24 protein-coding genes are annotated in these 22368 nt (G+C 65.3%); 9 read left to right on the top strand and 15 right to left on the bottom strand.

The genetic code is table 11. The annotated features are described in order from the left end of the window. Nucleotides 1-3: 3 nt before the first annotated feature. Nucleotides 4-1191 (bottom strand): CaiB/BaiF CoA transferase family protein, encoded by a 1188-nt coding sequence (locus HNQ08_RS19815; RefSeq protein ID WP_184136052.1) that lies wholly within the window; start codon nucleotides 1189-1191, stop codon nucleotides 4-6. A 170-nt stretch (nucleotides 1192-1361) separates the two neighbouring features. Between HNQ08_RS19815 and HNQ08_RS19820 the strand changes: the two genes are divergently transcribed. Beyond that, nucleotides 1362-3617 carry a xanthine dehydrogenase family protein molybdopterin-binding subunit gene (locus HNQ08_RS19820; RefSeq protein WP_184136054.1) on the top strand — a complete coding sequence of 752 codons (2256 nt, stop codon included), beginning with the start codon at nucleotides 1362-1364 and terminating at the stop codon, nucleotides 3615-3617. Nucleotides 3618-3740: 123 nt separating this feature from the next. On the opposite strand, the gene HNQ08_RS19825 is transcribed toward HNQ08_RS19820, so the two are convergent. From HNQ08_RS19825 to HNQ08_RS19880, 12 genes are all read right to left on the bottom strand, one after another. Then, complete coding sequence (locus HNQ08_RS19825) at nucleotides 3741-4415, bottom strand: V-type ATP synthase subunit D (RefSeq protein ID WP_184136056.1); 675 nt, start codon at nucleotides 4413-4415, stop codon at nucleotides 3741-3743. An 80-nt stretch (nucleotides 4416-4495) separates the two neighbouring features. Further along, entirely contained in the window at nucleotides 4496-5914 is a 1419-nt protein-coding gene (locus HNQ08_RS19830; RefSeq protein WP_184136058.1) for a V-type ATP synthase subunit B, read from the bottom strand. Further along, the gene (locus tag HNQ08_RS19835) at nucleotides 5911-7659 is read right to left on the bottom strand and encodes a V-type ATP synthase subunit A (RefSeq protein ID WP_184136061.1); all 1749 of its coding nucleotides are present in this window, start codon (nucleotides 7657-7659) and stop codon (nucleotides 5911-5913) included. Before HNQ08_RS19835 ends, HNQ08_RS19830 begins: the two co-directional genes overlap by 4 nt. A 114-nt stretch (nucleotides 7660-7773) precedes the next feature. Then, complete coding sequence (locus HNQ08_RS19840) at nucleotides 7774-8100, bottom strand: V-type ATP synthase subunit F (protein WP_425321361.1); 327 nt, start codon at nucleotides 8098-8100, stop codon at nucleotides 7774-7776. Continuing rightward, the gene (locus tag HNQ08_RS19845) at nucleotides 8093-9073 is read right to left on the bottom strand and encodes a V-type ATPase subunit (RefSeq protein ID WP_184136065.1); all 981 of its coding nucleotides are present in this window, start codon (nucleotides 9071-9073) and stop codon (nucleotides 8093-8095) included. The genes HNQ08_RS19840 and HNQ08_RS19845 overlap by 8 nt, the downstream gene beginning before the upstream one ends. Before the next feature lie 10 nt (nucleotides 9074-9083). Then, a complete protein-coding gene (locus tag HNQ08_RS19850) occupies nucleotides 9084-9656 on the bottom strand; it encodes a V-type ATP synthase subunit E (RefSeq protein ID WP_184136067.1) in 573 nt (190 codons plus the stop codon). A 3-nt stretch (nucleotides 9657-9659) separates the two neighbouring features. Beyond that, the gene (locus HNQ08_RS19855; RefSeq protein WP_139322952.1) at nucleotides 9660-9980 is read right to left on the bottom strand and encodes a V-type ATP synthase subunit K; all 321 of its coding nucleotides are present in this window, start codon (nucleotides 9978-9980) and stop codon (nucleotides 9660-9662) included. 61 nt (nucleotides 9981-10041) lie between these two features. Then, nucleotides 10042-12093 (bottom strand): V-type ATP synthase subunit I, encoded by a 2052-nt coding sequence (locus HNQ08_RS19860; protein ID WP_229790134.1) that lies wholly within the window; start codon nucleotides 12091-12093, stop codon nucleotides 10042-10044. Further along, nucleotides 12090-12407: a V-type ATPase subunit subunit G family protein gene (locus HNQ08_RS19865; protein ID WP_184136069.1), complete on the bottom strand. Its 318-nt coding sequence runs from the start codon at nucleotides 12405-12407 to the stop codon at nucleotides 12090-12092. Before HNQ08_RS19865 ends, HNQ08_RS19860 begins: the two co-directional genes overlap by 4 nt. A gap of 329 nt (nucleotides 12408-12736) precedes the next feature. Continuing rightward, the gene (locus tag HNQ08_RS19870; protein WP_184136071.1) at nucleotides 12737-14041 is read right to left on the bottom strand and encodes an ammonium transporter; all 1305 of its coding nucleotides are present in this window, start codon (nucleotides 14039-14041) and stop codon (nucleotides 12737-12739) included. 29 nt (nucleotides 14042-14070) lie between these two features. After that, nucleotides 14071-14442: a P-II family nitrogen regulator gene (locus HNQ08_RS19875; RefSeq protein ID WP_184136073.1), complete on the bottom strand. Its 372-nt coding sequence runs from the start codon at nucleotides 14440-14442 to the stop codon at nucleotides 14071-14073. 415 nt (nucleotides 14443-14857) lie between these two features. Continuing rightward, on the bottom strand, nucleotides 14858-15175 hold the full coding sequence (locus tag HNQ08_RS19880) for a DUF4126 domain-containing protein (protein WP_184136075.1): 318 nt from the start codon (nucleotides 15173-15175) through the stop codon (nucleotides 14858-14860). Between the two features lie 167 nt (nucleotides 15176-15342). Here HNQ08_RS19880 and rpmI point away from each other — a divergent pair, with 167 nt between their 5' ends. After that, nucleotides 15343-15549: a 50S ribosomal protein L35 gene (gene rpmI / locus HNQ08_RS19885; protein WP_184136077.1), complete on the top strand. Its 207-nt coding sequence runs from the start codon at nucleotides 15343-15345 to the stop codon at nucleotides 15547-15549. Then, entirely contained in the window at nucleotides 15549-15917 is a 369-nt protein-coding gene (gene rplT, locus HNQ08_RS19890; RefSeq protein ID WP_184136079.1) for a 50S ribosomal protein L20, read from the top strand. The genes rpmI and rplT overlap by 1 nt, the downstream gene beginning before the upstream one ends. Nucleotides 15918-16043: 126 nt before the next feature. On the opposite strand, the gene HNQ08_RS19895 is transcribed toward rplT, so the two are convergent. Beyond that, nucleotides 16044-16736, bottom strand: a complete 693-nt coding sequence (locus HNQ08_RS19895; protein WP_184136082.1) for a GntR family transcriptional regulator — start codon at nucleotides 16734-16736, stop codon at nucleotides 16044-16046. Between the two features lie 291 nt (nucleotides 16737-17027). Continuing rightward, nucleotides 17028-18029, bottom strand: coding sequence for a GTP 3',8-cyclase MoaA (gene moaA, locus HNQ08_RS19900; RefSeq protein ID WP_184136084.1), 1002 nt, complete (start codon nucleotides 18027-18029; stop codon nucleotides 17028-17030). Between the two features lie 114 nt (nucleotides 18030-18143). On the opposite strand from moaA, the gene HNQ08_RS19905 reads away from it, so the two are divergent. From HNQ08_RS19905 to HNQ08_RS19930, 6 genes are all read left to right on the top strand, one after another. Next, complete coding sequence (locus HNQ08_RS19905) at nucleotides 18144-18434, top strand: YbaB/EbfC family nucleoid-associated protein (protein WP_184136086.1); 291 nt, start codon at nucleotides 18144-18146, stop codon at nucleotides 18432-18434. Between the two features lie 58 nt (nucleotides 18435-18492). Continuing rightward, nucleotides 18493-19113, top strand: a complete 621-nt coding sequence (gene recR, locus HNQ08_RS19910; protein ID WP_184136089.1) for a recombination mediator RecR — start codon at nucleotides 18493-18495, stop codon at nucleotides 19111-19113. A gap of 114 nt (nucleotides 19114-19227) precedes the next feature. Beyond that, nucleotides 19228-19833 (top strand): DedA family protein, encoded by a 606-nt coding sequence (locus HNQ08_RS19915; RefSeq protein WP_184136092.1) that lies wholly within the window; start codon nucleotides 19228-19230, stop codon nucleotides 19831-19833. A 145-nt stretch (nucleotides 19834-19978) separates the two neighbouring features. Next, entirely contained in the window at nucleotides 19979-20710 is a 732-nt protein-coding gene (locus tag HNQ08_RS19920) for an endonuclease III domain-containing protein (RefSeq protein WP_184136094.1), read from the top strand. Continuing rightward, nucleotides 20707-21765, top strand: coding sequence for a 3'(2'),5'-bisphosphate nucleotidase CysQ family protein (locus HNQ08_RS19925; RefSeq protein ID WP_184136096.1), 1059 nt, complete (start codon nucleotides 20707-20709; stop codon nucleotides 21763-21765). Before HNQ08_RS19920 ends, HNQ08_RS19925 begins: the two co-directional genes overlap by 4 nt. Next, on the top strand, nucleotides 21762-22364 hold the full coding sequence (locus HNQ08_RS19930; protein ID WP_184136098.1) for a GNAT family N-acetyltransferase: 603 nt from the start codon (nucleotides 21762-21764) through the stop codon (nucleotides 22362-22364). Before HNQ08_RS19925 ends, HNQ08_RS19930 begins: the two co-directional genes overlap by 4 nt. The last annotated feature ends 4 nt before the right edge of the window (nucleotides 22365-22368 follow it).

Raw genomic sequence — 22368 nt, forward strand, 5'->3', positions numbered from 1 at the left:
TGGCTAGCCTTCCAGTTCTCCCAGCACCTCCGCCGTGTGCTGCCCCAGCGTGGGTGGGGCGCGGCGGACAGGCAGACTCCGGCCCGCGATTTCCCACGGCGGTGAGGTCACGGTGGTGTGGCCCAGCGACGCGTGCTCAATTTCCACCGCCACGCCACGGGCCTGCACATGCGGATCGGCAAAGACCTCGGCCATGTTGTTGACCGGGCCACACGGCACGCCTGCCAGTTCCAGCCGGTCCATGATCTCCTGACGGGTGAAACGGGCCAGACCGTCCAGCATTAACGTGTCCAGCTCGGTGCGGTGTTCTACCCGGCCCTCGTTGGTGGCAAAGCGCGGGTCTGCGCCCAACTCGCCCAACTCCAGGGCCGCGCAGAAGCGCCGCCACAGCGCGTCGTTGCCGACCGCGATGTTCACGAAGCCGTCGCCGCAGGCCACCGTCCCGTACGGCACGATGCTGCGGTGGTCATTGCCGACCGGCACGGGAATTTCCCCGGTCGCCAGATACCGCCCCACCTGCGAAGACCCCAGCGCGATCACGCTCTCAAGCAGGTTGACATCCACCCGCTCGCCCCGTCCGGTGCGCTCCCTCTGAAACAGCGCGGCCAGAATCGCCTGGGTGATCAGCGAGCCGGCAAACACATCGGCCACCGCCACGCCCACCCGCAGCGGCGGCCCGCCCGCCTCGCCGTTGTAGCTCATCATGCCGCCCATGCCCTGCGCGATCACGTCGTAGCCAGCGCGGTCCTTGTACGGTCCGGACAGCCCGAAACCGGAAATGCTGGCGTAGATCAGCCTGGGATGCTCGGCGCGCAACGCTTCCCAGCCCAGGCCCAGGCGATCCAGCGTGCCGGGGCGAAAGTTCTCCACCAGCACGTCACTCCTGGCAATCAAGCGGCGGGCGACGTCCATGCCTTCGGGCGTCTTGAGGTCCAGTTCCACGCTGCGTTTGTTGCGGTTGACGCTTAAGAAATAGCTGGATTCGCGCCCGTTCTCCGAATCCCGGCCGCGTCCATGCTGAAAGGGCGGCCCCCAGCCGCGCGTGTCGTCGCCCCCGGGCGGCTCGATCTTGATCACGTCCGCGCCCAGATCGCCTAGCAGCATGGTGCAGAAGGGGCCAGTCAGCACCCGCGTGAAGTCGGCCACCCGGATGCCGGACAGGGGGAGGTCAGAAGCGGCGGGGCCGGTCATAGGTGTGAGGCAGAACAGGGCATGGTGGGAAACCTCCAGGGAGAACGGTGGGCGTGAAATGGATTCAGCCGGAGTCTAGCCCAGTGGCCTTTCCCCGACCGCTGTGGGGCGATGGTGGCGGGCGCGGCCACGCCGTAGAATCTCGGTTACACACCCCCTGGAGGTTTCGAGTGAAGGACACGGTTCATCTCGGCAAACGGCGCACGATCATCGACGGCCCCCAAAAGGTCAGCGGCAAGGCCCGCTTCACGGCGGACGTGGCCCTGCGGGGCATGCTGCACGCCCGCCCCGTGCTCTCGCCCTATCCCCACGCCCGCATCCGAGGGATCGACACCGCCGCCGCCCTGGCCCAGCCTGGCGTGGTCGCTGTGCTGACCGGACAGGACCTTAACGGCGGGCGCACCGCCCACTCCCGCCCCAGCATGCTGCTCGCTCAGGACGAGGTGAGATTTGCCGGCCAGCCGGTTGCGGTGGTGGTTGCGGATACAGAGGCCCAGGCTGCCGACGCCGCCGCGCTGCTGGACATCGACTACGAGGTTCTGGACAGCGTCGACGATGCCGAACAGGCCATGACCGACGAGCGGCTGGTGTGGCCCCAGGGGGTGCCGCAGGCCGACAGCAGTCTGGCCAGCCTGCACGGCGGCGACGCGAGCGTCCAGGGAGACGAGACCAGGTCGAATGTCGACGAGCGCCGGGTCTTTGCCCGTGGTGACGCCGCGGCCGCCCTGGCCGCTGCCCACGTCGTGGTCGAGCACACCTACACCAACGCCCGGGTTCACCAGTCCTATCTAGAGCCGCACGCGGTGGTGGCCGAGCCGGGCATGCGCCCCGGTCAGGTCACGGTCTACACCAGCACGCAGGGCCAGTACGCCGTCCGCAGCGAGGTGGCCAGCGCCCTGGGGCTCCGCGAGGGGGATGTGCGCATCGAGCCCATGACCGTGGGCGGCGGCTTCGGCGCGAAGTACGGCATCGTGGACGCCCTGGTGGTAGCGGTGGCGCTGCATGTGGACCGTCCAGTGCGGATGATCCTCTCGCGCAGCGAGGACATGCTGACGACCATGCCCGCCCCCAGCACGTCCATCCGGGTGCGCCTGGGGGCCGATGAGAGCGGACGGATCGTCGGCCTGGACGTCCAAGCTGTGATCGAGAACGGCGTCTTCCGTTTTGGGCACGCGGGCATCCTGGCCACCGTGATTGGGGGGATATACCGCTGCGACGACGTGCACATCGAGACGCTGGAAGTGCTCACGAACCGGTCCCCGGTCGGGGCGTACCGTGCGCCCGGCGTGCCACAGGCCCTGTTTGCGCTGGAGTCGAGCGTGGACGAGCTGGCCCGCACCCTCGGCCTCGACCCACTGGAATTGCGGCTGCAAAACGCGGTCGAGGGCGGCGATCCCACCGGCACGGGACGCCCATGGCCCGACATTGGCCTGAAGGCCTGTCTGGAGCGGGCGCGTGAGCATCCGCTGTGGCAGTCGCGCGCCGAGCGTCCCCATGAGGGAGTAGGTCTGGCGGTCGGCGGCTGGCCGGGCGGCTTCTCGCCAGCTGGCGCGGTCTGCCGGGTAGACACGGACGGCACCGTGCGCCTGCATGTGGGCAGCGTGGACATCAGCGGGGTCCACAGCTCGATGGTGCTGATCGTCGCCGAAACGCTGGGCATTGATCCGGCGACTGTGGAAATCGTGCAGGGCAACACCGACGCTGGCCCGTACGCGCCGGCCTCGGGAGGCTCGCAGGTTACCATTAGCCTGTCGGGCGCGGTGCTGGGGGCCAGTCAGCAGGTCCGCGAGCAGCTGCTGGACCTCGCAGCCTCGCATTTCGAGGCGCACCGCGACGACATCGAGCTGAGCGAGGGACAGGCGCGCGTGCGCGGCGTGGCTGGACAGGGCGTGACGCTGGGTCAGCTCGCCCAGCGCGGCCAGCGGCTGCCCGGCGGTCCCGGACCTGTCGTTGCCGAGGGCCGGGCCGCCCTCAAGGGCGGGGCTCCCGGCTTCACCGCCCAGCTGGTCCGCGTGCGGGTCGATCCCGACACCGGACATGTCACGCCGCTGGAGGCCGTGTGTATCCAGGACGTCGGCTACGCCCTCAATCCGCTGCTCGTCGAAGGCCAGATGCACGGCGGCGCGGCGCAGGGCCTGAGCATGGGCCTGTACGAGGGCCTGCACTTCGAGAGCGGCACGCTGAGCAACCCGAACTTTCTGGAATACGTTTTCCCCACGGCCAGCGATCTTCCACCCATTGACGCCGTGCTGGTTGAGCGCCCTTCCGAGCACGGTCCTTTCGGGGCGCGCATCGTCGGCGAGCCGCCCATCACGGCGGGGGCGGCTGCCATCGCCAACGCGATTCGGGCGGCGGCGGACGTGCGCGTCACCAGCCTGCCTGCTACGTCGGAGCAGGTCTGGCGACTGATGCAGGAGCGCAACTGAGCGGGTCCTGATCTTTGACTGCGTTGCGCACCGTGTCGAGTGTTTCCCTTGCCCGGCTCCTGAAAATCCAGGCAATAAAGAAGACCGCCCCCAACTGGAGGCGGTCTTCTTTGCCCATGGACTTCAGTCTGCTGCGGAGCCGTGGTTCCCAGCCTGCATGTTTTCCTTGTCCTTCTTGGCGTCGGCTTCCAGCTTGGCCTTGATCTTCTTCAGGGTGAAGCTGGCCTCACGTTCGCGCTGGTCGAGAACGCTGCGGATAAAACGGATGTCGTCCTGAATGCCGGGAATGAGCACCTGCTCCAGCGCGTTCACGCGGCGCGAGGTCTTCTTGATCTCCTCGCCGATCCGGCGCAGCTTGGTCTCGGTAGCGGCCACCTTGACGATGCCGTCCATCACACCGCTGAAATCGGTGGCAGCCTGGATGGTGCGGGCGCCCACGTTGATCGGGCTGAACGCTGTGGCGCTGTCACGCTCGGGAAGCTCGATGCGCGGCACTTTCACGCCATACAGGTTGTCGATCTGCATGTCGATGGCGTAGTCGCCGCTGCCGGCCAAGCTCAGGCTCTCGACGGCCTCCGGGGTGTCCCAGGCCTTCGCGCCGAACAGGCTGGTGTAGGCGCCCTTGCTGACGCCGGAGAGTTCCTCGCGGGCGGCCAGCGCGTCCTTAACGAGCGCGAAGAACTCGCCGATCAGGGCGTCGCGCTTGCGCTTGAGGAGGTCTGCGCCGCTCTGCGCGGTCTTGAGGCTGGCCTTGCTCGCCAGCATCGCGCTGCGGGTGGGGCTGATCTGTCCTGCCATGTGTGTTCACCTCCTTTGTCGGTGAATGTCCTAGAAAGTCTAACCACTACGGCACGCTGCGGTTAGACCTCCAGGCTTATTTACATGCTCATGCTGCGTCCGCCGCGCCACATCTCGTCCATCTTCTCGCCGTAAAACTTGTCGATGGAGTCCTTGCTCAGGCGGGTCAGCTGGCTCTGCGGCAGCTTGGACAGGATGCCCCAGGCCACGGTCAGGCTGTCGTCGATGCTGCGATCCTGGTCACCCTGGCCGATGAAGTAGTTCTCGAAGTCGTCGGCAAAGCGCAGGTACAGCTTGTCGGTGTCGGTCAGGGCGTCTTCACCCGTGATCGCCACGAGCTTGCGCAGGTCCAGCCCGTTGGCGTAGGCCGCAAACAGCTGGTCAGACACGTTCTTGTGGTCCGCGCGGGTTTTGCCCTTGCCGATGCCGTTGCCTTGCAGGCGGCTCAGGCTGGGGAGGGGGTTGATCGGCGGGAACACGCCCTTGGAGTTCAGGGTGCGGTCCACCACGATCTGCCCTTCAGTGATGTAGCCGGTCAGGTCGGGGATGGGGTGGGTAATATCGTCGTCGGGCATGGACAGAATGGGAATCTGCGTGACCGAACCGGGCTTGCCCTGCACCACGCCGGCCCGCTCGTACAGCGACGCGAGGTCGGTGTACATGTAACCGGGGAAGCCACGGCGTCCGGGGATTTCCTCGCGCGCGCCGCCGATTTCACGCAGCGCCTCGCAGTAGTTGGTCAGGTCGGTCAGGATCACGAGGACGTGGTAGCCGTGCTCGAAAGCCAGGTACTCGGCCGTCGTCAGCGCCATGCGCGGCGTCAGCAGACGTTCCACGGCGGGGTCGTCGGCGCGGTTCAGGAACAGCACCGAGCGGGCCAGCGCACCGGTGCGCTCGAACTCCTGCGTGAAGAAGGACACCTCGCGCTGGGTCAGACCCATGGCCGCGAAGACCACTGCGAAGTCGCCCTCGTGGCCCGGCACCTTGGCCTGCCGTGCGATCTGGGCGGCCAGCTCATTGTGGGGCAAGCCGGAGCCGGAGAAGATCGGGAGCTTCTGCCCACGGATCAGGCTGGTGTTCACGTCAATGGTGGAGATCCCGGTCTGGATGAACTCCTCGGGCTTGGCGCGGGCTGTGGGGTTCATCGCCTGACCGTTGATGCTCAGGCGCCGCTCGGCCACCACGGCGGGCAGACCGTCAATGGGGCGGCCCAGGCCGTCGAAGCGGCGGCCGATCATTTCCTTGCTGACACCCAGGCGGGCGACGTCTTCCACCAGGCTCACCGAGGCGGTGGCGAGGTCGAGGCCGCGCGTTTCTTCGAACACCTGAATCACGGCGTTCTGGTCGGTCACACTGATGACCTGGCCGCCGCGCAGCTTGCCGCTGCCGTCCTTGATGTTGACGATGGCGCCGTAGGCCAGGTCACTGGCGGCGTTCACGAACAGCAGCGGCCCGGAGATGTAGGCGACGTCGTTGTATTCCTTCTGAAGAAGGGTCATGCGGTCACTCCCTTGAAGGTCTGGTCGAGTTCGTCCATGACGCCCTCGCCGTAAGCCATGAATTCGTTCTCGGCCACGTAGCGGGCGCGGGCCAGCTTCTCGATGACCGGGTTCTGGATGATGTCGTCGATGGTGGCGCCGTTCTTGAGGGCCGAGTCGGCTTCCTCGTAGAACTTCAGGAACATCTTCATCAACCCGTAGTTCTTGGGCATCGAGGACGAGGCGTCCACGGCGTCGAAGCCGTTCTGCTGCAGGAAGTCCTGCCTGAGCATGCGCCCGGCCTCAATGATCAGCCGCTCGTTGTCCTGCAGGGCGTCCGGGCCGACGAGTTGCACCACTTCCTGCAGGGCCGCTTCTTCCTGCAGGATGTTGCTGATGCGCTGGCGCAGTTCGGGGAAGTCGGTGCCGACGTTGTCGCGGTACCACCGGTCCAGGATCGGCGTGAACAGGCTGTAGGAGCCGTTCCAGTTGATCGCGGGGAAGTGACGGCGACGGGCCAGGCCCGCGTCCAGACGCCAGAATGCGCCGGTAATTCGCAGGGTGGCCTGGGTGACCGGCTCGGACATGTCGCCGCCGGCGGGAGAAACGGCGCCGATCACGCTGACTGCGCCGTCCTCGCCGCCTAGGGTCTTGACAGCCCCGGCGCGCTCGTAGAACGCTGCCAGCTTCGCGCCCAGGTAGGGGGGGTACCCTTCTTCGGCGGGCATTTCTTCCAGACGGGAGCTGATCTCACGCAGCGCCTCGGCCCAGCGGCTGGTGCTGTCGGCCATCAGCGACACGCTGTAGCCCTGGTCACGGAAGTACTCGGCCAGCGTGATCCCGGTGTACACGCTGGCTTCCCGCGCCGCCACCGGCATGTTGGAGGTGTTGGCGATCAGGATGGTGCGCTGCATCAGGGGGTTGCCGGTCTTGGGGTCTTCCAATTCAGGGAATTCCACCAGCACGTCGGTCATCTCGTTGCCACGCTCGCCGCAGCCCACGTACACCACGATGTCGGCGTTGCCGTACTTGGCCACGCTCTGCTGGGTCACGGTCTTGCCCGAACCGAAGGGGCCAGGAATCGCCGCCGCGCCGCCCATCACCAGCGGGAACAGCACGTCCAGAATGCGCATCCCGGTCAGGAAGGGCAGGCTGGGGTCGAGCTTCTTGGCAACAGGACGCGGGGCGCGCACGGGCCAGTAGTGGGCCAGACGCAGCTCGCTGCCGTCTTCCAGGATGGCGATAGTATCGTCGATGGTGTACTCACCGGCGGCGACCACGCTCCGGATTCTGCCGCTCTTCTCCGGTGGAACCAGAATTTTGTGGGTGAAGGCGAACTCCGGCACGGTGCCCAGGATCGAGCTGCCGCTCACCTCGTCGCCCACCTGCACGCTGGGGGTGAAGTTCCACAGGCGGGTGCGGTCCAGGCTGGAGACCTCAATCCCCCGAGCGATAAAGTCGCCCGAGGCCTCGCGAATTTTGTCCAGCGGACGCTGGATGCCGTCGTAGATGCCGTTGAGCATCCCCGGTCCCAGTTCCACCGACAGCGGCAGCCCGGTGGTTTCCACGGGCTCGCCCACGGTCAGGCCGGAGGTATCCTCGTACACCTGCACGAAGGCGGTGTTGCCGTCCAGGCGAATGATCTCGCCCACCAGGCGTTCCGTGCCCACGCGCACGATGTCGTACATCTTCGCGCCGTACATGCCGTCCGCGATCACCGCAGGTCCGGCAATGCTCTGCACGACGCCACTCTTGTTCTGGGTCATAATGCTCCTTGAGAGAGGTCAAAAAGTCGGGAGGTCAAACAGTCTAAGGGCGGAACAGTGCGGCATTTGTGCTTTGTGCCGTCTGGCCGTTAGACGGTTTGACCTCGTGACTGCTTACAGCTTGATATCGAAGCCGATGGTTTCGCGCACCAGTTTTCCCATGTACGCCTTGGCGTCCACGGTTTCCGGTGAGAAGGCGTCTTTGAGGCTGGGGATGGGCAGCAAGATGGGCAGGTCACGACCCCGCATGACGCGGGCCGTGGCGGTTGCCGGATCGGCGATCAGGCTGGTGTCCACGGCCACCAGGCCATAGTCCCCCTCGGTGATCAGCTTTTCCAGCTCAGCCTGGGCACGCTCGGGGGTGGTGTCGACCACCTCGGCCCCGGCCAGACGGAAGCCAGTGGCCGTTTCGTGATCGGTCAGAACGACGACTTTACGCACCTTCCAGCTCCTTTTGCAGCTCATCCTTGCTCAGGCCGTAGAACTTGGCCCGGCCAATCAGACGCATGCGAGCGATTTCCTGTTCCTTGCGGCGCAGGTAATCCAGAGCCACGCCGGGCCCCAGCGCGTCGGCCATGGCCACGTTGCGGCTGGCCTCGTCGAGCAGACGGCGGGCAATCGCCTCGGAACTGCCCAGATCAGGGGCTTCCAGAATGGCGCCCAGATCCGGAGCCGAGACGCTGTTGTCGCCGCCCGCAATGCGCAGAAAATCGGCCTCGGACACGTCGCGTCCGCCGGGGATGAAGTAGCGGACATTGGGAGCCGCGCCCCGCAGCTGGCGGGCGATCAGCAGGTTGCGAATGTCGATCTCGCGCGTGAAGTAGCGGCGGACATTCGTGCCCCGCACGCCCGAGAGCACGGCGCGGTAGTAGCCCTGGTCCAGCGCGACTTCCAGATCCAGCAGGCTACTGGCCCCGCTGCTGACAGCGGCGCGCAGGATCTGACCGATCTTGCCGCCCGCCACGCTCAGGGTCTGGGCCAGGCTGGCGACGTCCGCGCTCTGGGCCGCGCCTTGGAGGGCCGACCACGGCAGGGTGCCCGCCGGGATCAGGCCCGCCACGATGTCGTCCGCCGCGCGTCCAGTCTGGACACCGCGCACCAGCGTTTTGACGTTCTGAAGGTCATAGCGCAGCAGCATCGCTTCAATCTCGCGTGCAGGCTGCCCGGTGGCAATTGAGCGCAGGTGCGAGATGGCCTTGAGATAGTTGCGGCTCAGGGCCTCGTCAAGCTGTCCCAGCCCTGCCCCCTGCGCGGTGGCCTCGCCCAGATCCTCGCGCAGCGGCGTCTCGCTGATCTGGCGCAGGAATTCCTGGTAGTTCAGCGTGTTCTGCACGTCGTCCATAGCGCGGGCTTCCACGAGGGCGGTCCGCATCATGCGGACGCGCCCGTTGATGTACCCGTAGGGGTTGTTCATGTTCAGCCCCCTAGACTTCGGCCAGCATGCGTGAGACTTCGGCGCTCAGGGTGGGGCGGGCAGCTTCCAGGCGGCCCAGCAGGGTGTTCTGCACACTGGTCTTGCCACCGGGGCCGAGCAGGCGCACGCCAGTCTTGACCGAGTTGTTGACGCGCACGTCCAGAGGACGGCCCAGCACGGACAGCGCCTGACGCACCGCGTCCTGCTCCGCGGCAGAGGTCTCGATGACTTCCGCCGTGGGGAGGGCATGCAGGCCCTCCTCGATCAACTTGGTCAGCACCTGTGGGTATTCGGGGGCGCCCGTCATGCTGATGATGAACTGCTCAGCGGTCTGGAAGGCCTTGACCTGCAAGGTGTCGGAGGCCGCCAGGCGCTGGGCATTGCTGTCCAGATCGGCGGCGCTGCGGGCGCGGGTCAGCCCGGCGGCGTACTCGCTTTCCAGGGCGCGCCTGCGGCCCTCGATCATGCTCTGGGCGCGCTCCTGGGCCATGGCCACGATCTGCGCGGCCCGCTCCTGCGCGCCAGAGCGAATCTGGGTGATTTCGCCCTGGATTTCTTGTTCTAGGATGTCACCGAGGCTCATCGCTTACCCGCGCAGCAGGAAGAAGCCGACGAAGCCGAAGATGACCAGCGTTTCAGGAATAAAGAACCAGATCGCCATCTGACCGAACTTCTCGGGACGCTCGGCCACCACGCCTGCGGCGGCGGCACCAATCGGACCCTGCGCCAGACCCGTGCCGACGGCGCCCAGGCCCAGGGCCAGGCCCGCGCCGATGGCCTTGAGGCCCGCAGCGTTGGCGTCTGCGCCGGTCGCGGCGACTTCCTGCGCGAAGGCAGAGCCGGCGAAGGTCATCAAGGTCAGGGCGGGGGCGTATTTTGCGGCTTTCTGGATAGCGGTGTTCTTCATGTGTTTCCTCCGGGGAAATCAGGTCTTGCTGCGAGTTGGGACGAGGGCTTGGAAGAGTGGTTTATTTCCGTGCCACAGGGGCAAAAGGAGTGTAGCGGGTGCCGGTTTCTTGGTAGAAGCCGGTGGGGTTGAGATACTCCACCCAGACCAGACGGATGGGCTGCATGATGTGGCCCAGGATGGTCAGGGCGAAGAGGAAGGCGTGAACGATGACGCCCAGCAGGATGCCCAGCAGTGGCCCGATGATCGGCAGCACGCCGCCCAGGCTCCAGCCGACGTCCGTCGCCAGGTTCGCGAGAATGGCTGCCGCCACACCCACCGCGAACAGACGGGTAAAGCTGATGATGTTGCCGCCGTTGGACAGCACCTCGATCAGCATCAGTGGTGTCTTGCTGGCAAAGAAGCCAACGATGAACACGACGAAGCCCAGCAGCATCAGCAGCACCAGCGGATTGCCGAAGTTGCTCAGTGCGCCGAAATCCTGTCCGGCGCGGCTGACGTAGGCCACCATGATCAGGCCGATCAGGCCGCCCAGCATGCCCACCGCTTCCCAGAAGTGGTGCATATGCTTGTGCTTCCAGGTCAGCTGCGCCTTGAGGGCCCATGACCACAGCACGAAGATGATGCCCACCGCGATGCAGATCAGCATGATGGTGTTGGAGAAGTCCGACAGCACGCGCGGGAACAGGATGGGCAGCAGACCGTGGTCATGGCCTTCTTCCACGATTGTTTCCAGCGTGGTGGGGCTGAGCTGCACGCCCCAGATGTTCCTGATCAGCTCGGGGTTGTAGAAGAAGATGTGCAGTTTCTCGAACACGTTGCCGAAGAACTCACCGGTCAGCACACCCCACACGATGCTCCACAGGCCCATGGTGCGCAGCACCACGCCGACCCGTTTCAGGGTGGCCGGATCAAGGGTGATGCCCAGCAGGCCCACTGGCAGACTGACGCCGCGTGCGGCACGCGCCAGACCCCACAGGGCCACGGCCAGATACAGCAGTCCGAAACCGATGTCCGCAACGATGAAGCCGAAGAACAGCGGGAAGAACCACGCCACGATCCACGACGGATCGAAGGTGCCGTACTTGGGCGGATCGCTGATGTTCAGCATGAACTCGAAGTTCTCGGTGTAGGACCCGTTCTTGAGTTGCACCGGGATGGCTCCGGAGTCGCCGTGCTCGTCCACCGGATGCAGTTCCATCACGGCGCTGGCCTTGTACGGCTCCAGCGCACGGTTCAGGTCCGGCACACGGTCGGTGGGCACGAAGCCCTGCAAGACGAATCCGTACTTGCCACGGGCCGTCTGCGCACGGGCGTCATCAATGCCCACTCGGTCTGCCAGCGCGTCCCGAATGGGAAACAGCGTGGCCGCGTGTTGCGAGGCCAGCGTGTTCTTCTCGGCGCGCACCCGCTCCAGCTCCTGCGGATTGTTCTTGCTGATCGCGTTGAAGGCGGCGGCCACGTCAGACAGGGGCATCCGCTCGAAACGCCCCGGCAACCGCAGCTCGCCCAGACGGGCCTTGCCCAGCGCGGCGCGGGCACGGTCGCGGTCCGCGCGCAGCACGGCCACCACCACGGCAGTCGCGCGCTCACCGACGCGTTCCGCACCGATGGCGAAGCGGTCTCCCAGTTCGCCCTTGAGCGCGTCCTGGGTCGCCGCCAGTTCCTCTGCCTTTTCGATGGTCAGCGGAATCAGCGTGATGCGTGGGCTGCGGTCCAGCGTTCCCGCTGCACGCGACAGCGCGCTCACGGTATCGCCGTAAGTGCGCGCTGTGTCCAGCTCCGTTCGCAACTCTGTCTCGCGCTCCATGAGGGCAGAGGCAGGTTTTGCAGCGGCCTCGACCACCGCAGACCACTGACTTTCGTCAGGGAGGGCCGCGACGCGGTCAGGGCGCAACGCCTCCAGCTCGCCCAGGGTGCTTTCGGTGCGGGCCAGCAGCCGCTCGGCGTCGCGGCGCTGATCGGCTGCTTCGCCCGCCAGAGGACCGCTCTGGAATCCCTGCGCCTCCAGCGGAACGATATGCAGCACGCCGACCTGTTGAAGGGCCTGCATGATCGGGCGGCTGTCGCTCTGACGGCCCGCCACCACCACCTGCTGCATCGGGTTGATCACGGTAGGACCGCCCGCATGATCGTTTCGACGGCGTGTCCCAGCTTGCCCTCAGCGCGCTCACGGGTGGCCTGTGCCTGAGTGCGGGCGTCGGCGCTCGCCGCGTCGCGAATCTGACCGACTTCCGCCGACAGCCGCTGCTCGTGCTCCGCCGCCATCTGCCTGGCCTGGGCCTCGGCCTGCTGCATGATCTGCGCGGCTTGTGATTCAGCCTGGGCCACCACCCGCCTGGCTTCCTCGCGCGCCGCTTCGATCTGTGCGTCCAGCGCGGCTTCCCGCTGCGCTAGTTCGTTCAAGACCTTACTTGAGACGTCCAAAACTCCACTCCTCCTTTTCCTTCTGTTCCGGCAACCCTCGCGAGCTTCAGCCGCTTCAAAAGCCCCATCCTTTGGGGGATGAGGTATCTGGGGTGAACTGCAAGAATTGCGGCGGCCCGACCCGTTTGTAACAGTTGCGTCAGACTCACCCGATATCGTAACACAGCCTTTACAAATGGCTGTGGGGGCAAGCGTCCCTGGAGCGGCCCTATTCACCACTTCTGGAAGCGCGATTGACCACCCCTGTAGTTCGACCCCCGCTGCCACAAAAACGGCCAGCCACCGGGGATGCGGTCGGGGCTGGCCGAATAGAGCGGCGGGGCGGTAGGTCAGTCGCCGCCCAGGAACACGGGGGCGCCCAGCCCGGTCTCGCTGTCGGCGTAGCCCTGCTCGCTGTGGGCATTGATGTCGATGCCCCCCACTTCCTGACTGGCTGGAACCCGCAGCGGCATGACCACGCTGACCAGCTTCAGCAGGATGAACGAGCCCACACCGGCCCAGACCAGCGAAGCGAGCACACCCACGAGTTGGACCAGCAGTTGCTCGCCCAGCGGCTTGCCCTGCGCCGTGGTCCAGGCCAGCGCCCCGGTCAGCAGCGCCCCCGCGATTCCAGCGACGCCGTGGCATGCGAACACGTCCAGCGAGTCGTCCGCGCCCATCCGGTGCTTGAGTTGCACCGCGCCGTAGCTGGCCGCAGCACCCACCACGCCCACGATCACGGCGGCCCAGGGGCTGACGAAGGCGCAGGCGGGGGTGATGGCTACCAGTCCCACCACCAGTCCGGTGGCGGCCCCGACGGCGGTGGGTTTGCCGCCGCGGCTGCTTTCCAGGCCCAGCCAGGTGAGCATGGCTGCGGCGGGAGCGATCAGCGTGGTGAGAAAGGCCAGTCCAGCCACCTGGTTGGCTGCCAGCGCACTGCCTGCGTTGAAGCCCATCCAGCCGAACCACAGCAGCCCAGCGCCCAGCAACACCAGCGGCACGTTGTGCGGCACGTGGGCATTGCGCGGAAAGCCGATACGTGGTCCCAGCACGAAAGCGGCCACCAGCGCGCTGATTCCCGCCGCGATATGAATCACTGTGCCGCCCGCGAAGTCCAGCGCTCCAGCTTTGAACAACCACCCATCGGCGCTCCAGACCCAGTGCGCCAGCGGCGAGTAAATCAGCAGCGTCCAGAGTGCCCCGAAGAGCACAAAAGCCCCGAAGCGCATGCGTTCGACCACCGCGCCAGAGATCAGTGCCAGCGCAATGATGGCAAACATGGTCTGAAACGCCGCGAAGACATAGGTGGGAATGGTTCCGGTCAACTGGTCGGCCAGTCCATTCAGGCCAACGTTCGCCAGCGAGCCGACGAAAGCATTGCCGCCCCCACCAAAAGCAATGCTGTAGCCCGCCAGCATCCATAGCACGCCGACCAGCCCAATCGAGACCACACTCATCATCATGGTGTTCAGCACGCTCTGGGCGCGGGTCAGGCCCCCGTAAAACAGGGCCAGACCGGGTGTCATCAGGAGCACCAACGCCGCTGAGGCCAGCATCCAGGCTGTGTCGCCCGTGTTCAGTTCCGGCTGCGCATCCTGCGCCAGTGCCACGCCGCCCAGGGCGAGGGTCAGGGCAAAGAAGGTCTTGAGCTTCATGGGATTCACGCTCCTTGCAGTGTGGGTCGTCATGCCGGGGCCAGCTTCTTCTCGGTGATGGGCGTCAGGGCCGAATTGCCTTCTTCGCCAGTGCGGATGCGGATGACGCGTTCGAGCGGTTGCACGAAAATCTTGCCGTCTCCGACCTCGCCGGTGCGCGCACCCCGGCAGATCGCGTCTATGGCGGCCTGCTCGAAGGGCTCGCTGACGGCCATACGAATCTCCACCTTGTCGCGGAACTCGATCATGACCCGCGTGCCCCGGTAATGCTCCACAAGTTCCTGCTCGCCGCCGTGCCCGCTGACCTTCGAGAGCGTGATGCCACTGATGCCCGCCTGAAATAACGCTTCCTTGACCTGCTGGACCCGTTCGGGCCTGATGACTGCCGTGATCAGTTTCATGGCGTCTCCTCATGCGTGTGCAATTTGCAGTGTTTGCATCCCTGCATGCCCAGAGACTAGATGTGATTTTGATAGTTGTCAAAATATTTTGAAACATTTGGCTAGATTTGAGAGGACAGAATGCAGCAGAGATCCGAGATCCTGTTTGCCGTTCCATAAAATCCGGGGTATAGGCATGAGAGAGCCGACGGCCTGTCGCGCGAGAGCTTCAGATCGACTGTCGGGGCGCTACTCGTGGACGAGATGTTCAATCGTCACCTCAAGGCCGTGTCAACCCTGGGTTTGCCGCAAGCTCATTAGTTGTGGACCGTGTTGGGCGAAGCGCTCAAGCATGGGCGTGGTAACTCTCAACTTCTCCCAGTTGTCTCTGTAATCTCTGGCGGCTACAGCGTCTGACGACGGCCCCACAAACGTGTCACAACTGGTAGCCGACGAAGATCAAGGCAGTCAGCAGGACAACGGCCAGCAACGGCAGCAGCAGACTCATACCGTCTTCCAGCATGCTGATCAGCGGATTGCTCAGCCCGCCCGTGGTGACGATGGCGACTAGACGAACGGCTTGTTCAGGTGAGTCACACTCAGGCGCGACAGGAGGCCGGAAAGGACCTCCATAGGGCATAGGACGTGAACTGGCGCAGGGGCAGCACGGAAAATGCTTAGGTCTTGCCTTGGTTGCCTGTGGAATCAACGGAGAGGCGTGGTATGGGTAATCAGGATTGAAGTGCCAATTCACCTGCGCGCCCCTTGCCGCACCCTCCCTGACTCGCGTATAGTCTTCTCTTGGTCAAGTGGGGCAGGGCGACCAAACGGCACAGGCGCACATCAAAGCCTGAGCGGCCCGAACCCCAGACGTGAGCCTGGCGAACGCCAGCGCGAACGGACTACACAGGAGGGCCAACCATGCCCAAGATGAAGACACTCAAGAGCGCCACGCGCCGGATCAAGATCACCGGCACGGGCAAAGTGATGGCGTTCAAGAGCGGTAAGCGCCACCAGAACACCGGCAAAAGCGGTGACGAGATTCGCGGCAAGGGCAAGGGCTTCGTGCTCGCCCAGAGCGAGTGGGGCCGCATGAAGAAGATGCTGCCGTATAAGGGAGGCAAATAATGCCTCGCGTCAAGACGGGCATCGTCCGCCGCCGCCGTCACAAGAAGGTCCTCAAGCGGGCCAAGGGCTTCTGGGGCTCGCGCAGCAAGCAGTACCGCAACGCCTTCCAGACGCTGCTCAACGCCGCGACCTACGAGTACCGGGATCGCCGCAACAAGAAGCGGGATTTCCGCCGTCTGTGGATTCAGCGTATCAACGCGGGCGCCCGCCTGCATGGCATGAACTACTCCACCTTCATCGGCGGCCTGAAATTGGCCGGCGTTGACCTGAACCGTAAGGTGCTGGCCGACATCGCCGCCCGCGAACCCGAAGCCTTCAAGGCGCTGGTGGACGCTGCCCAGGGCGCGCACAAGAACAAAGCTGCCTGAAGCATCCGATCATAAAAAAACCGCCCCTACTCTGGGGCGGTTTTCTGTGGCCTGCTGCGTGCTTCATTTGTTGTGGGTTAAAGGCGAGCAGTGGCGCTGGGATTGCCCGCCACCCGCTACTCTACATCATGGCTCAAACGTGTCCTGGAAGGCGTAGCGGTCTCCACGCACCCAGTAATTAACGTAGCTGGCACGCCTGGAACCGCTGTAGGTGGTGCGGCGCAGCAGGAAGGCAGCAGTGCCCAGCGGCACCCGGAGCAGATCCGCCTCTTCCTGGCGCAGATTCACGGCTTCCAGATTCTGCTCGACCCTGGCCATCGGCACGCCCATGCCGACCATCGTTTCGTGGATGCTCTCGGCGTTGAGATTCTGGTCCAGCAATCCCGGCGCCAGCGCGGCGTTGATGTAGCGTTTCTCGATCACCAGTGCCTCATCCCCGGCATTCCGCAAGCGGTGGACGAAGATCACCGGATCGCCCGCCTGGATCTGCAGCACGATGGCGATCTCGGGGGTGGCCTCAATCTGCATGGCCCGCAGGACGGTGGTGCGGTGATCAGGATGGCGCGCCCACTCCTTGAAGGGCCGCACCCGAAAGGTGCCCTGCCGGAAGCGTTTGCCAGTGGGGAAGGTGCCGGCGCCCTGCACACGGTACACGTAGCCCTCACGCTCCAGCTCGTCAATGGCGCGGCGGGCGGTCATACGCGAGACCTCGAATTCGCGGGCCAGTTGTGGTTCGCTGGGAAGGGGCAGCCCCTCGGCGTAATGGCCACCCAGCAGCCGGTCTTTCAAGGTGGATTTAATCAGCGGGTACTTCGCCATGCATCCCTCCAGGACACTCCGCGCATGCATTTTCACACGCGACAGAGCTGAACCCTATCTTAAGGTTAGTGTCCGAGGTACACAAGGTTGTCTGGACAGTGGCTCATCTGGGAGTCATACTTAAAAAGATCAGATTCTCCAGTTTGGGTGGTTAAATGCCCCGCAGGAGAACCAGAGCAGTCATGCCCCTGAACCTCCACAACGCAGTTCCATAAAGCTGGATCAATGGAAACGATTCCGCTTGAGCGCCTTGCAACGCCGTGGGTGACACTCCTGTAGAGTCGACGGTCTCTAGCCGCCGATATGCGACATCTCTACCTTCTGTTCCCGTGTCACCTCGCCGCGTTCCTCGCTGTAGCGGTCGCGGCGTGCTCTCCAGACACCCGCGATCAGCTCGTGCATGGCCTCATCGTCGGCGCCGGCCCGCAGGGGGGCGCGCAGATCGGTGCCCGCCCCAGCAAACAGACAGGTGTACAGCACGCCCACCGCCGAGATGCGTGCCCGCGAGCAATCCCCGCAGAAGGGTGCGCTGACCGAGGAAATCAGCCCGATCTCGTGGCCGTCCGCGCCCACGTGGCGGGCGGCCACTTCACCCCTGTAATTGGGGCTGACCGGCGTGAATTCCGCCCCCGTGCCGTCCGCACTCAGGCGGGCCAGCACCTCGCGCGACGGCACCACACTATCCAGATTCCAGCCGTTGTGATTGCCCACGTCCATGAACTCAATCAGGCGCAGCACGGCCTTGTCGCGCAGGGCTAGCCACAGGTTGCGCAACCCGTCGTCATTGACGCCGCGCTGCACCACCGTGTTGATCTTGACGCCCAGACCTGCGCTCAGGGCGGCCTCAATGCCGTCCAGCACTTTCTGCGGGTGCGTGCCCAGACCGTTCATCCGCCCGAAAACCTCCGGGTCCAGGCTATCGATGCTGACCGTCACGCGGTTCAGGCCCGCTGCACGCAAAGCGGGAGCCAGACGCGGCAGCAGCAGGCCGTTGGTGGTCAGGGCGATATCCTGCACACCCTCAATCTGAGCGAGGCGCGAGATCAGCTCGGGCAGATCCCGGCGCAGCGTCGGCTCGCCGCCGGTGATTCGCAGCTTCTGGACCCCAAGACCGACAAAGGTGCGGGCCAGCCGCTCAATTTCCTCGAAGCTCAGCAGTTCGGTGCGCGGCAAGAAGGCGTAGTCGGGGCCGAAAATGTCGGCAGGCATGCAATAAGTGCAACGCAGATTGCAGCGGTCGGTCACGCTGATCCGCAGGTCTCGCAGGGGCCGTCCCAGCTGATCGAGCAACATCGCCTTCCAACATACGCCGTGTGGGCGAGGGCAAAGGCAAGCTCGGCACCCCCTGGCCAGTTCACCGCTCAATCCACCTTCGCCCGCCGGTGTCCCAGCTAGAATGCGGGCACTATGGACATGAAGAAGCTGATGAAGCAGATGCAGCAGGCCCAGAACGCCGCCGCCAAGATCCAAGAAGATCTGGCGACCAAGTCAGTGGAGGGCAGCGCTAGCGGTCTGGTGACGGTCACCATGAACGGTCACGGCAAGGTCACGGCCCTGAAAATCAAGCCCGAGGCGGTTGATCCGGACGACGTGGAAGCCTTAGAAGACCTGCTGCTCGTGGCGATTCAGGACGCCAGCGCCCAGGCCGACGCCCTGCAGCAGGACGCTACGCGCGGGCTGGGAATTCCCGGATTTTGAGGACGGCGAACGCACGCAAAATGGATAGCCAGGGCATGGCGCTCAGCCGTGGTCGCCCATGAAATATCCCCCCTCCCTCGTCTCGCTGATCCGTGAGCTGTCGCGTCTGCCGGGCATCGGCCCGAAGAGCGCCCAGCGGCTGGCCTTCTACCTGTTCGAGCAGCCGCGTGAGGACATTGAGCGACTGGCGGGCTCACTGCTGTCGGCCAAGCGTGATCTGCACAGTTGCCCGGTCTGCTTCAACATCACCGACGCCGAGATCTGCGACGTGTGCAGCGATCCGGCGCGCGATCAGGCCCTGATCTGCGTGGTGGAGGAACCCGGCGACGTCATTGCCATCGAGCGTAGCGGCGAGTACCGGGGCCTGTACCACGTCCTACACGGCGTCCTGAGTCCCATGAACGGCGTCGGCCCCGAACAGCTACATATCAAGCCCCTGCTGCCCCGCGTCGCCGAGGGCAAGGAGGTCATTCTGGCCACAGGCACCACCGTGGAGGGCGACGCCACTGCGCTGTACCTACAACGCCTGCTGGAGCCGCTAGGGGCAACAGTCAGCCGCATCGCCTACGGCCTGCCGGTGGGCGGCGCGCTGGAATATGCCGACGAGGTCACGCTGGGCCGTGCCATGACCGGACGCCAGCAGGTCAGCAAGCCTCGACCTCCTCAGCTTCGGGACTGATTAGAGACGCGGTATGCGGGAGGACGTCTCTAACCCTGTGCCGCGCCCTGGGTTCCGCTCCGCTCCTTTCGGATGACCCGCCCCTCACCCGGATCGCGTAGCCTGTTGCCTTAGATGCACGATCTGACCCAAGCCATCCTGTCCGCCTCCTACCTGGGGATCTTCCTGATCGTCTTTGCGGAAACAGGATTGCTGGTGGGTTTTTTCCTGCCCGGTGACAGTCTGCTGATCGCGGCAGGTCTGCTGGCGGCGGCCCCCGACAGCGGGCTGAACCTGTGGGCCGTGATGGCGGCGGTGGTGACGGCTGGCATTATCGGCTGCTCGGCCGGGTACTGGATCGGCCAGCGCTTCGGCCCCGCCGTGTTCAGCAATCAGAACTCGCGCTTCTTCAAACCCGAATACGTGGCGCAGGCCGAGAAGTTCTTCGTGCAGTATGGGGCGCTGGCCGTCATCCTGGCCCGTTTCGTGCCTATCGTGCGGACGCTGGTGCCGACTCTGGCCGGCGTGAGCCGCATGCCGTTCGCGCTGTTCACGCTGTACAACGTGATCGGCGCGGTGCTGTGGGGCGTGGGCGTCACCGGACTGGCGTACTACCTGGGCGGCCTGATCCCCAATCTGGATCAGTACATTCTGCTGATCGTTGCCGTGGTGCTGGTGGTCAGCGTGATTCCCATCGTGATCAAGTTCATGCAGGCGCGGCGTGGCGGGGTCAAGGGTTAGGGCAGCGTTCTAAGACGTTGGGGAGGCATCGCCTCCCTTCTTTTTGATGTGGATTGGATGTATGGTCTCGCCCCGTTCCGGCAGATCGCGCGCCCTCACGCCTTTCGCTACGGTGTCCCGCTCTCCCTGCCCCTAGCCTGTCCCGATGACTGCCCCTCCGGTTCCATCAAAGAAGCTCCCCCTGAGTCGGCAGCAGCCGCCGCCTGAACACCTGCCTGAAATCGCGCGGCGGCTGGCCGAGGAATATCTCCCCGATCCGCCCCAACCCAGACGCGCCCCCGAGCCGCTCGACGGCCTGATCCAGACCATTCTGTCCCAGCAGAACACGGCCCCGATCACCCGGCGACAATTTCAGGGCCTCAAGACCGCCTATCCACGCTGGGAGGGGGCATTGGCCGACGGCCCGGACGGCATCGAGGCGGTGCTGAAGGCGGCGGGCGGCGGCCTCTCCCGGATCAAGGCCAGTTACATCTATTCGCTGCTGGCGGAACTGGACGAGACGCGCCCCAGTCTCTCGCTGCGGGAAACACGCGATCTGGACGACAGGACGGCCCGTGAACTGCTGGAAAGCCTGCCCGGAGTGGGCATGAAAACGGCCAGTTGCGTGTTGTTGTTCGATCTGGCTCGACCGGCCATGCCGGTGGATACCCACATCCACCGCATCGCGCGGCGGCTGGAGCTGGTGCCGGAAGCCTGGAACGCGGTTAAGGTGGAACGCTGGTTTGACGAGGTGCTGCCGCGCGACTGGGCGGCCCGCTACACCTTCCATGTTGCGTCCATTCGCCACGGACGCCAGACCTGCCGCGCCCGCAACCCGGCGTGCGGCGCGTGCGTGGTGCGTGATCTGTGCCCATCGGCGGCTATCCTGGGCCGATGACTGCACCCACACCGCCCCACGATCTGGCCCATGAACTCGAAGTGGCCTCCCGGCTGGCCCGCGAGGCCGGGGCGTTGCTGTTGCACCACCGCGCAGTGGGTTTCGATGTGGAACACAAGACCAGCCACGAGGATCCGGTAACGGCAGCAGACCGCGAGGCGTCTGCACTGATCGTGGCCGGTCTGACCGGGGCGTTTCCAGGCGACGGTCTCCTGAGTGAGGAGGAGACCGACAGCGCCGCCCGGCTGTCGCGTCAGCGGGTGTGGATCATTGACCCGATTGACGGCACCAGCGAATTCATCAAGGGCACGGCGGATTACTGCGTCAGCATCGGCCTGGCGGTAGGCGACGATGCCGTGCTGGGCGTGGTCTACGCGCCGACCACCGACGAACTGTTCACGGGCATCGTCGGACAGGGGGTCTGGAAGAACGGGCGGAAGGTCGAGCGTGCCCCCCGCGAGAACGGCTGGCGGGTCGCCGTCTCGGACACGGAATTCGGGCGCGAGTTGAACCGTCACGATCTGCCCGGGATGCTGCCCAGCGGCAGCATTGCGCTGAAGCTGGCCCGCCTGAGCGCCGATGAGGCCGACGTCACCTTCACCATGTCGCCCCGCAGCGAGTGGGATATTGCCGCCGGGGACGCGCTGCTGCGGGCGGCGGGCGGGACGTTGCGCCGACGGGACGGGGGCGAGGTCAGCTACAACCAGCCCTCGCCCCATCTGGAACAGGGCCTGATCGCTGGAATGCCAGGGGCGGTGGATTGGCTGGAGGGCGAACTCTCGCGCCGCCGCCTGCCCACGGCGCATCTGGGGCTGACGGCTTCGGCCCCGGCCTGGAACTCGCTGTCGAGCGAAGATCAGCAAGCGCTGGGCGGTCACCCCGGCGTCAGCATCCGGCACGCGGGAAATGAGGTACTGGCGCTGCTGGTGGTCAACCCTGAAACCCGCACCGTGGAACGTGCCGAGGGTGACGCCTTTCACCTGGAACGTCTGACCCGCGACGTGGTTCGCGCCGCGGGGCCGCTGTCCACCGTGAGCGCTAAACTCAACCCATGATCGATTCCCCCGCGTCCCCAGACTTCCCGGCAGCGGGCGGGGGGTGGGGGCGGGTCAGCCTCAAGCCGATGCTGGAACTGAATGGCGACGAATGGCACATCCTGCACGGCTTTTTCAAGGACCGCGAGCTGGCCGACTGGAATGATGCCAAACCCATCCGCCTGCCCGAATGGCTGTTCCGCAAGGTCATGCAGGACGAGGAACGCGGTGGCGAGCGCGTGGGTTTCGGCATTCTGGACGAGCGCGGCGCACTGATCGGCAGCGCCGAGCTGTATGACCTGCGGCCCTCGCCGCCGCTGACGCCCACCACCGGCACCCTGGGCGTGATGATCGGCTTTCCTGCGCTATGGGGCCAGGGCTACGGGCGCGAGGCGGTCTCTGCGCTGCTGCAATGGGCTTTCGCGGGCCGCGCGGTGCCGCTGCGGCGGGTGCGCCTGACCACTTTTGCCCACAACCGCCGTGCCCAGCGGGCCTTCCTCGCCTGTGGCTTCCGAGAGGTGGGCCGCACGCCACACACGGGCCGCACCGACGTGCACATGGAAATCACTCAGGATGAATGGCAGGCGAAGAACCTCTTGCCGGACGGTGGGGCACAATAGGCGG

The organism is Deinococcus humi (assembly GCF_014201875.1).
GTDB lineage: Bacteria > Deinococcota > Deinococci > Deinococcales > Deinococcaceae > Deinococcus > Deinococcus humi.

Excerpts from the sequence above, each read along its gene's own strand:
- HNQ08_RS19815 (WP_184136052.1), bottom strand. The coding sequence starts at position 1,191 with ATGACCGGCCCCGCCGCTTCTGACCTCCCCCTGTCCGGCATCCGGGTG.
- HNQ08_RS19825 (WP_184136056.1), bottom strand. The coding sequence starts at position 4,415 with ATGGCAGGACAGATCAGCCCCACCCGCAGCGCGATGCTGGCGAGCAAG.
- HNQ08_RS19830 (WP_184136058.1), bottom strand. The coding sequence starts at position 5,914 with ATGACCCTTCTTCAGAAGGAATACAACGACGTCGCCTACATCTCCGGG.
- HNQ08_RS19835 (WP_184136061.1), bottom strand. The coding sequence starts at position 7,659 with ATGACCCAGAACAAGAGTGGCGTCGTGCAGAGCATTGCCGGACCTGCG.
- HNQ08_RS19845 (WP_184136065.1), bottom strand. The coding sequence starts at position 9,073 with ATGAACAACCCCTACGGGTACATCAACGGGCGCGTCCGCATGATGCGG.
- HNQ08_RS19850 (WP_184136067.1), bottom strand. The coding sequence starts at position 9,656 with ATGAGCCTCGGTGACATCCTAGAACAAGAAATCCAGGGCGAAATCACC.
- HNQ08_RS19855 (WP_139322952.1), bottom strand. The coding sequence starts at position 9,980 with ATGAAGAACACCGCTATCCAGAAAGCCGCAAAATACGCCCCCGCCCTG.
- HNQ08_RS19870 (WP_184136071.1), bottom strand. The coding sequence starts at position 14,041 with ATGAAGCTCAAGACCTTCTTTGCCCTGACCCTCGCCCTGGGCGGCGTG.
- HNQ08_RS19875 (WP_184136073.1), bottom strand. The coding sequence starts at position 14,442 with ATGAAACTGATCACGGCAGTCATCAGGCCCGAACGGGTCCAGCAGGTC.
- rpmI (WP_184136077.1), top strand. The coding sequence starts at position 15,343 with ATGCCCAAGATGAAGACACTCAAGAGCGCCACGCGCCGGATCAAGATC.
- rplT (WP_184136079.1), top strand. The coding sequence starts at position 15,549 with ATGCCTCGCGTCAAGACGGGCATCGTCCGCCGCCGCCGTCACAAGAAG.
- HNQ08_RS19895 (WP_184136082.1), bottom strand. The coding sequence starts at position 16,736 with ATGGCGAAGTACCCGCTGATTAAATCCACCTTGAAAGACCGGCTGCTG.
- moaA (WP_184136084.1), bottom strand. The coding sequence starts at position 18,029 with ATGTTGCTCGATCAGCTGGGACGGCCCCTGCGAGACCTGCGGATCAGC.
- HNQ08_RS19905 (WP_184136086.1), top strand. The coding sequence starts at position 18,144 with ATGGACATGAAGAAGCTGATGAAGCAGATGCAGCAGGCCCAGAACGCC.
- recR (WP_184136089.1), top strand. The coding sequence starts at position 18,493 with ATGAAATATCCCCCCTCCCTCGTCTCGCTGATCCGTGAGCTGTCGCGT.
- HNQ08_RS19915 (WP_184136092.1), top strand. The coding sequence starts at position 19,228 with ATGCACGATCTGACCCAAGCCATCCTGTCCGCCTCCTACCTGGGGATC.
- HNQ08_RS19920 (WP_184136094.1), top strand. The coding sequence starts at position 19,979 with ATGACTGCCCCTCCGGTTCCATCAAAGAAGCTCCCCCTGAGTCGGCAG.
- HNQ08_RS19925 (WP_184136096.1), top strand. The coding sequence starts at position 20,707 with ATGACTGCACCCACACCGCCCCACGATCTGGCCCATGAACTCGAAGTG.
- HNQ08_RS19930 (WP_184136098.1), top strand. The coding sequence starts at position 21,762 with ATGATCGATTCCCCCGCGTCCCCAGACTTCCCGGCAGCGGGCGGGGGG.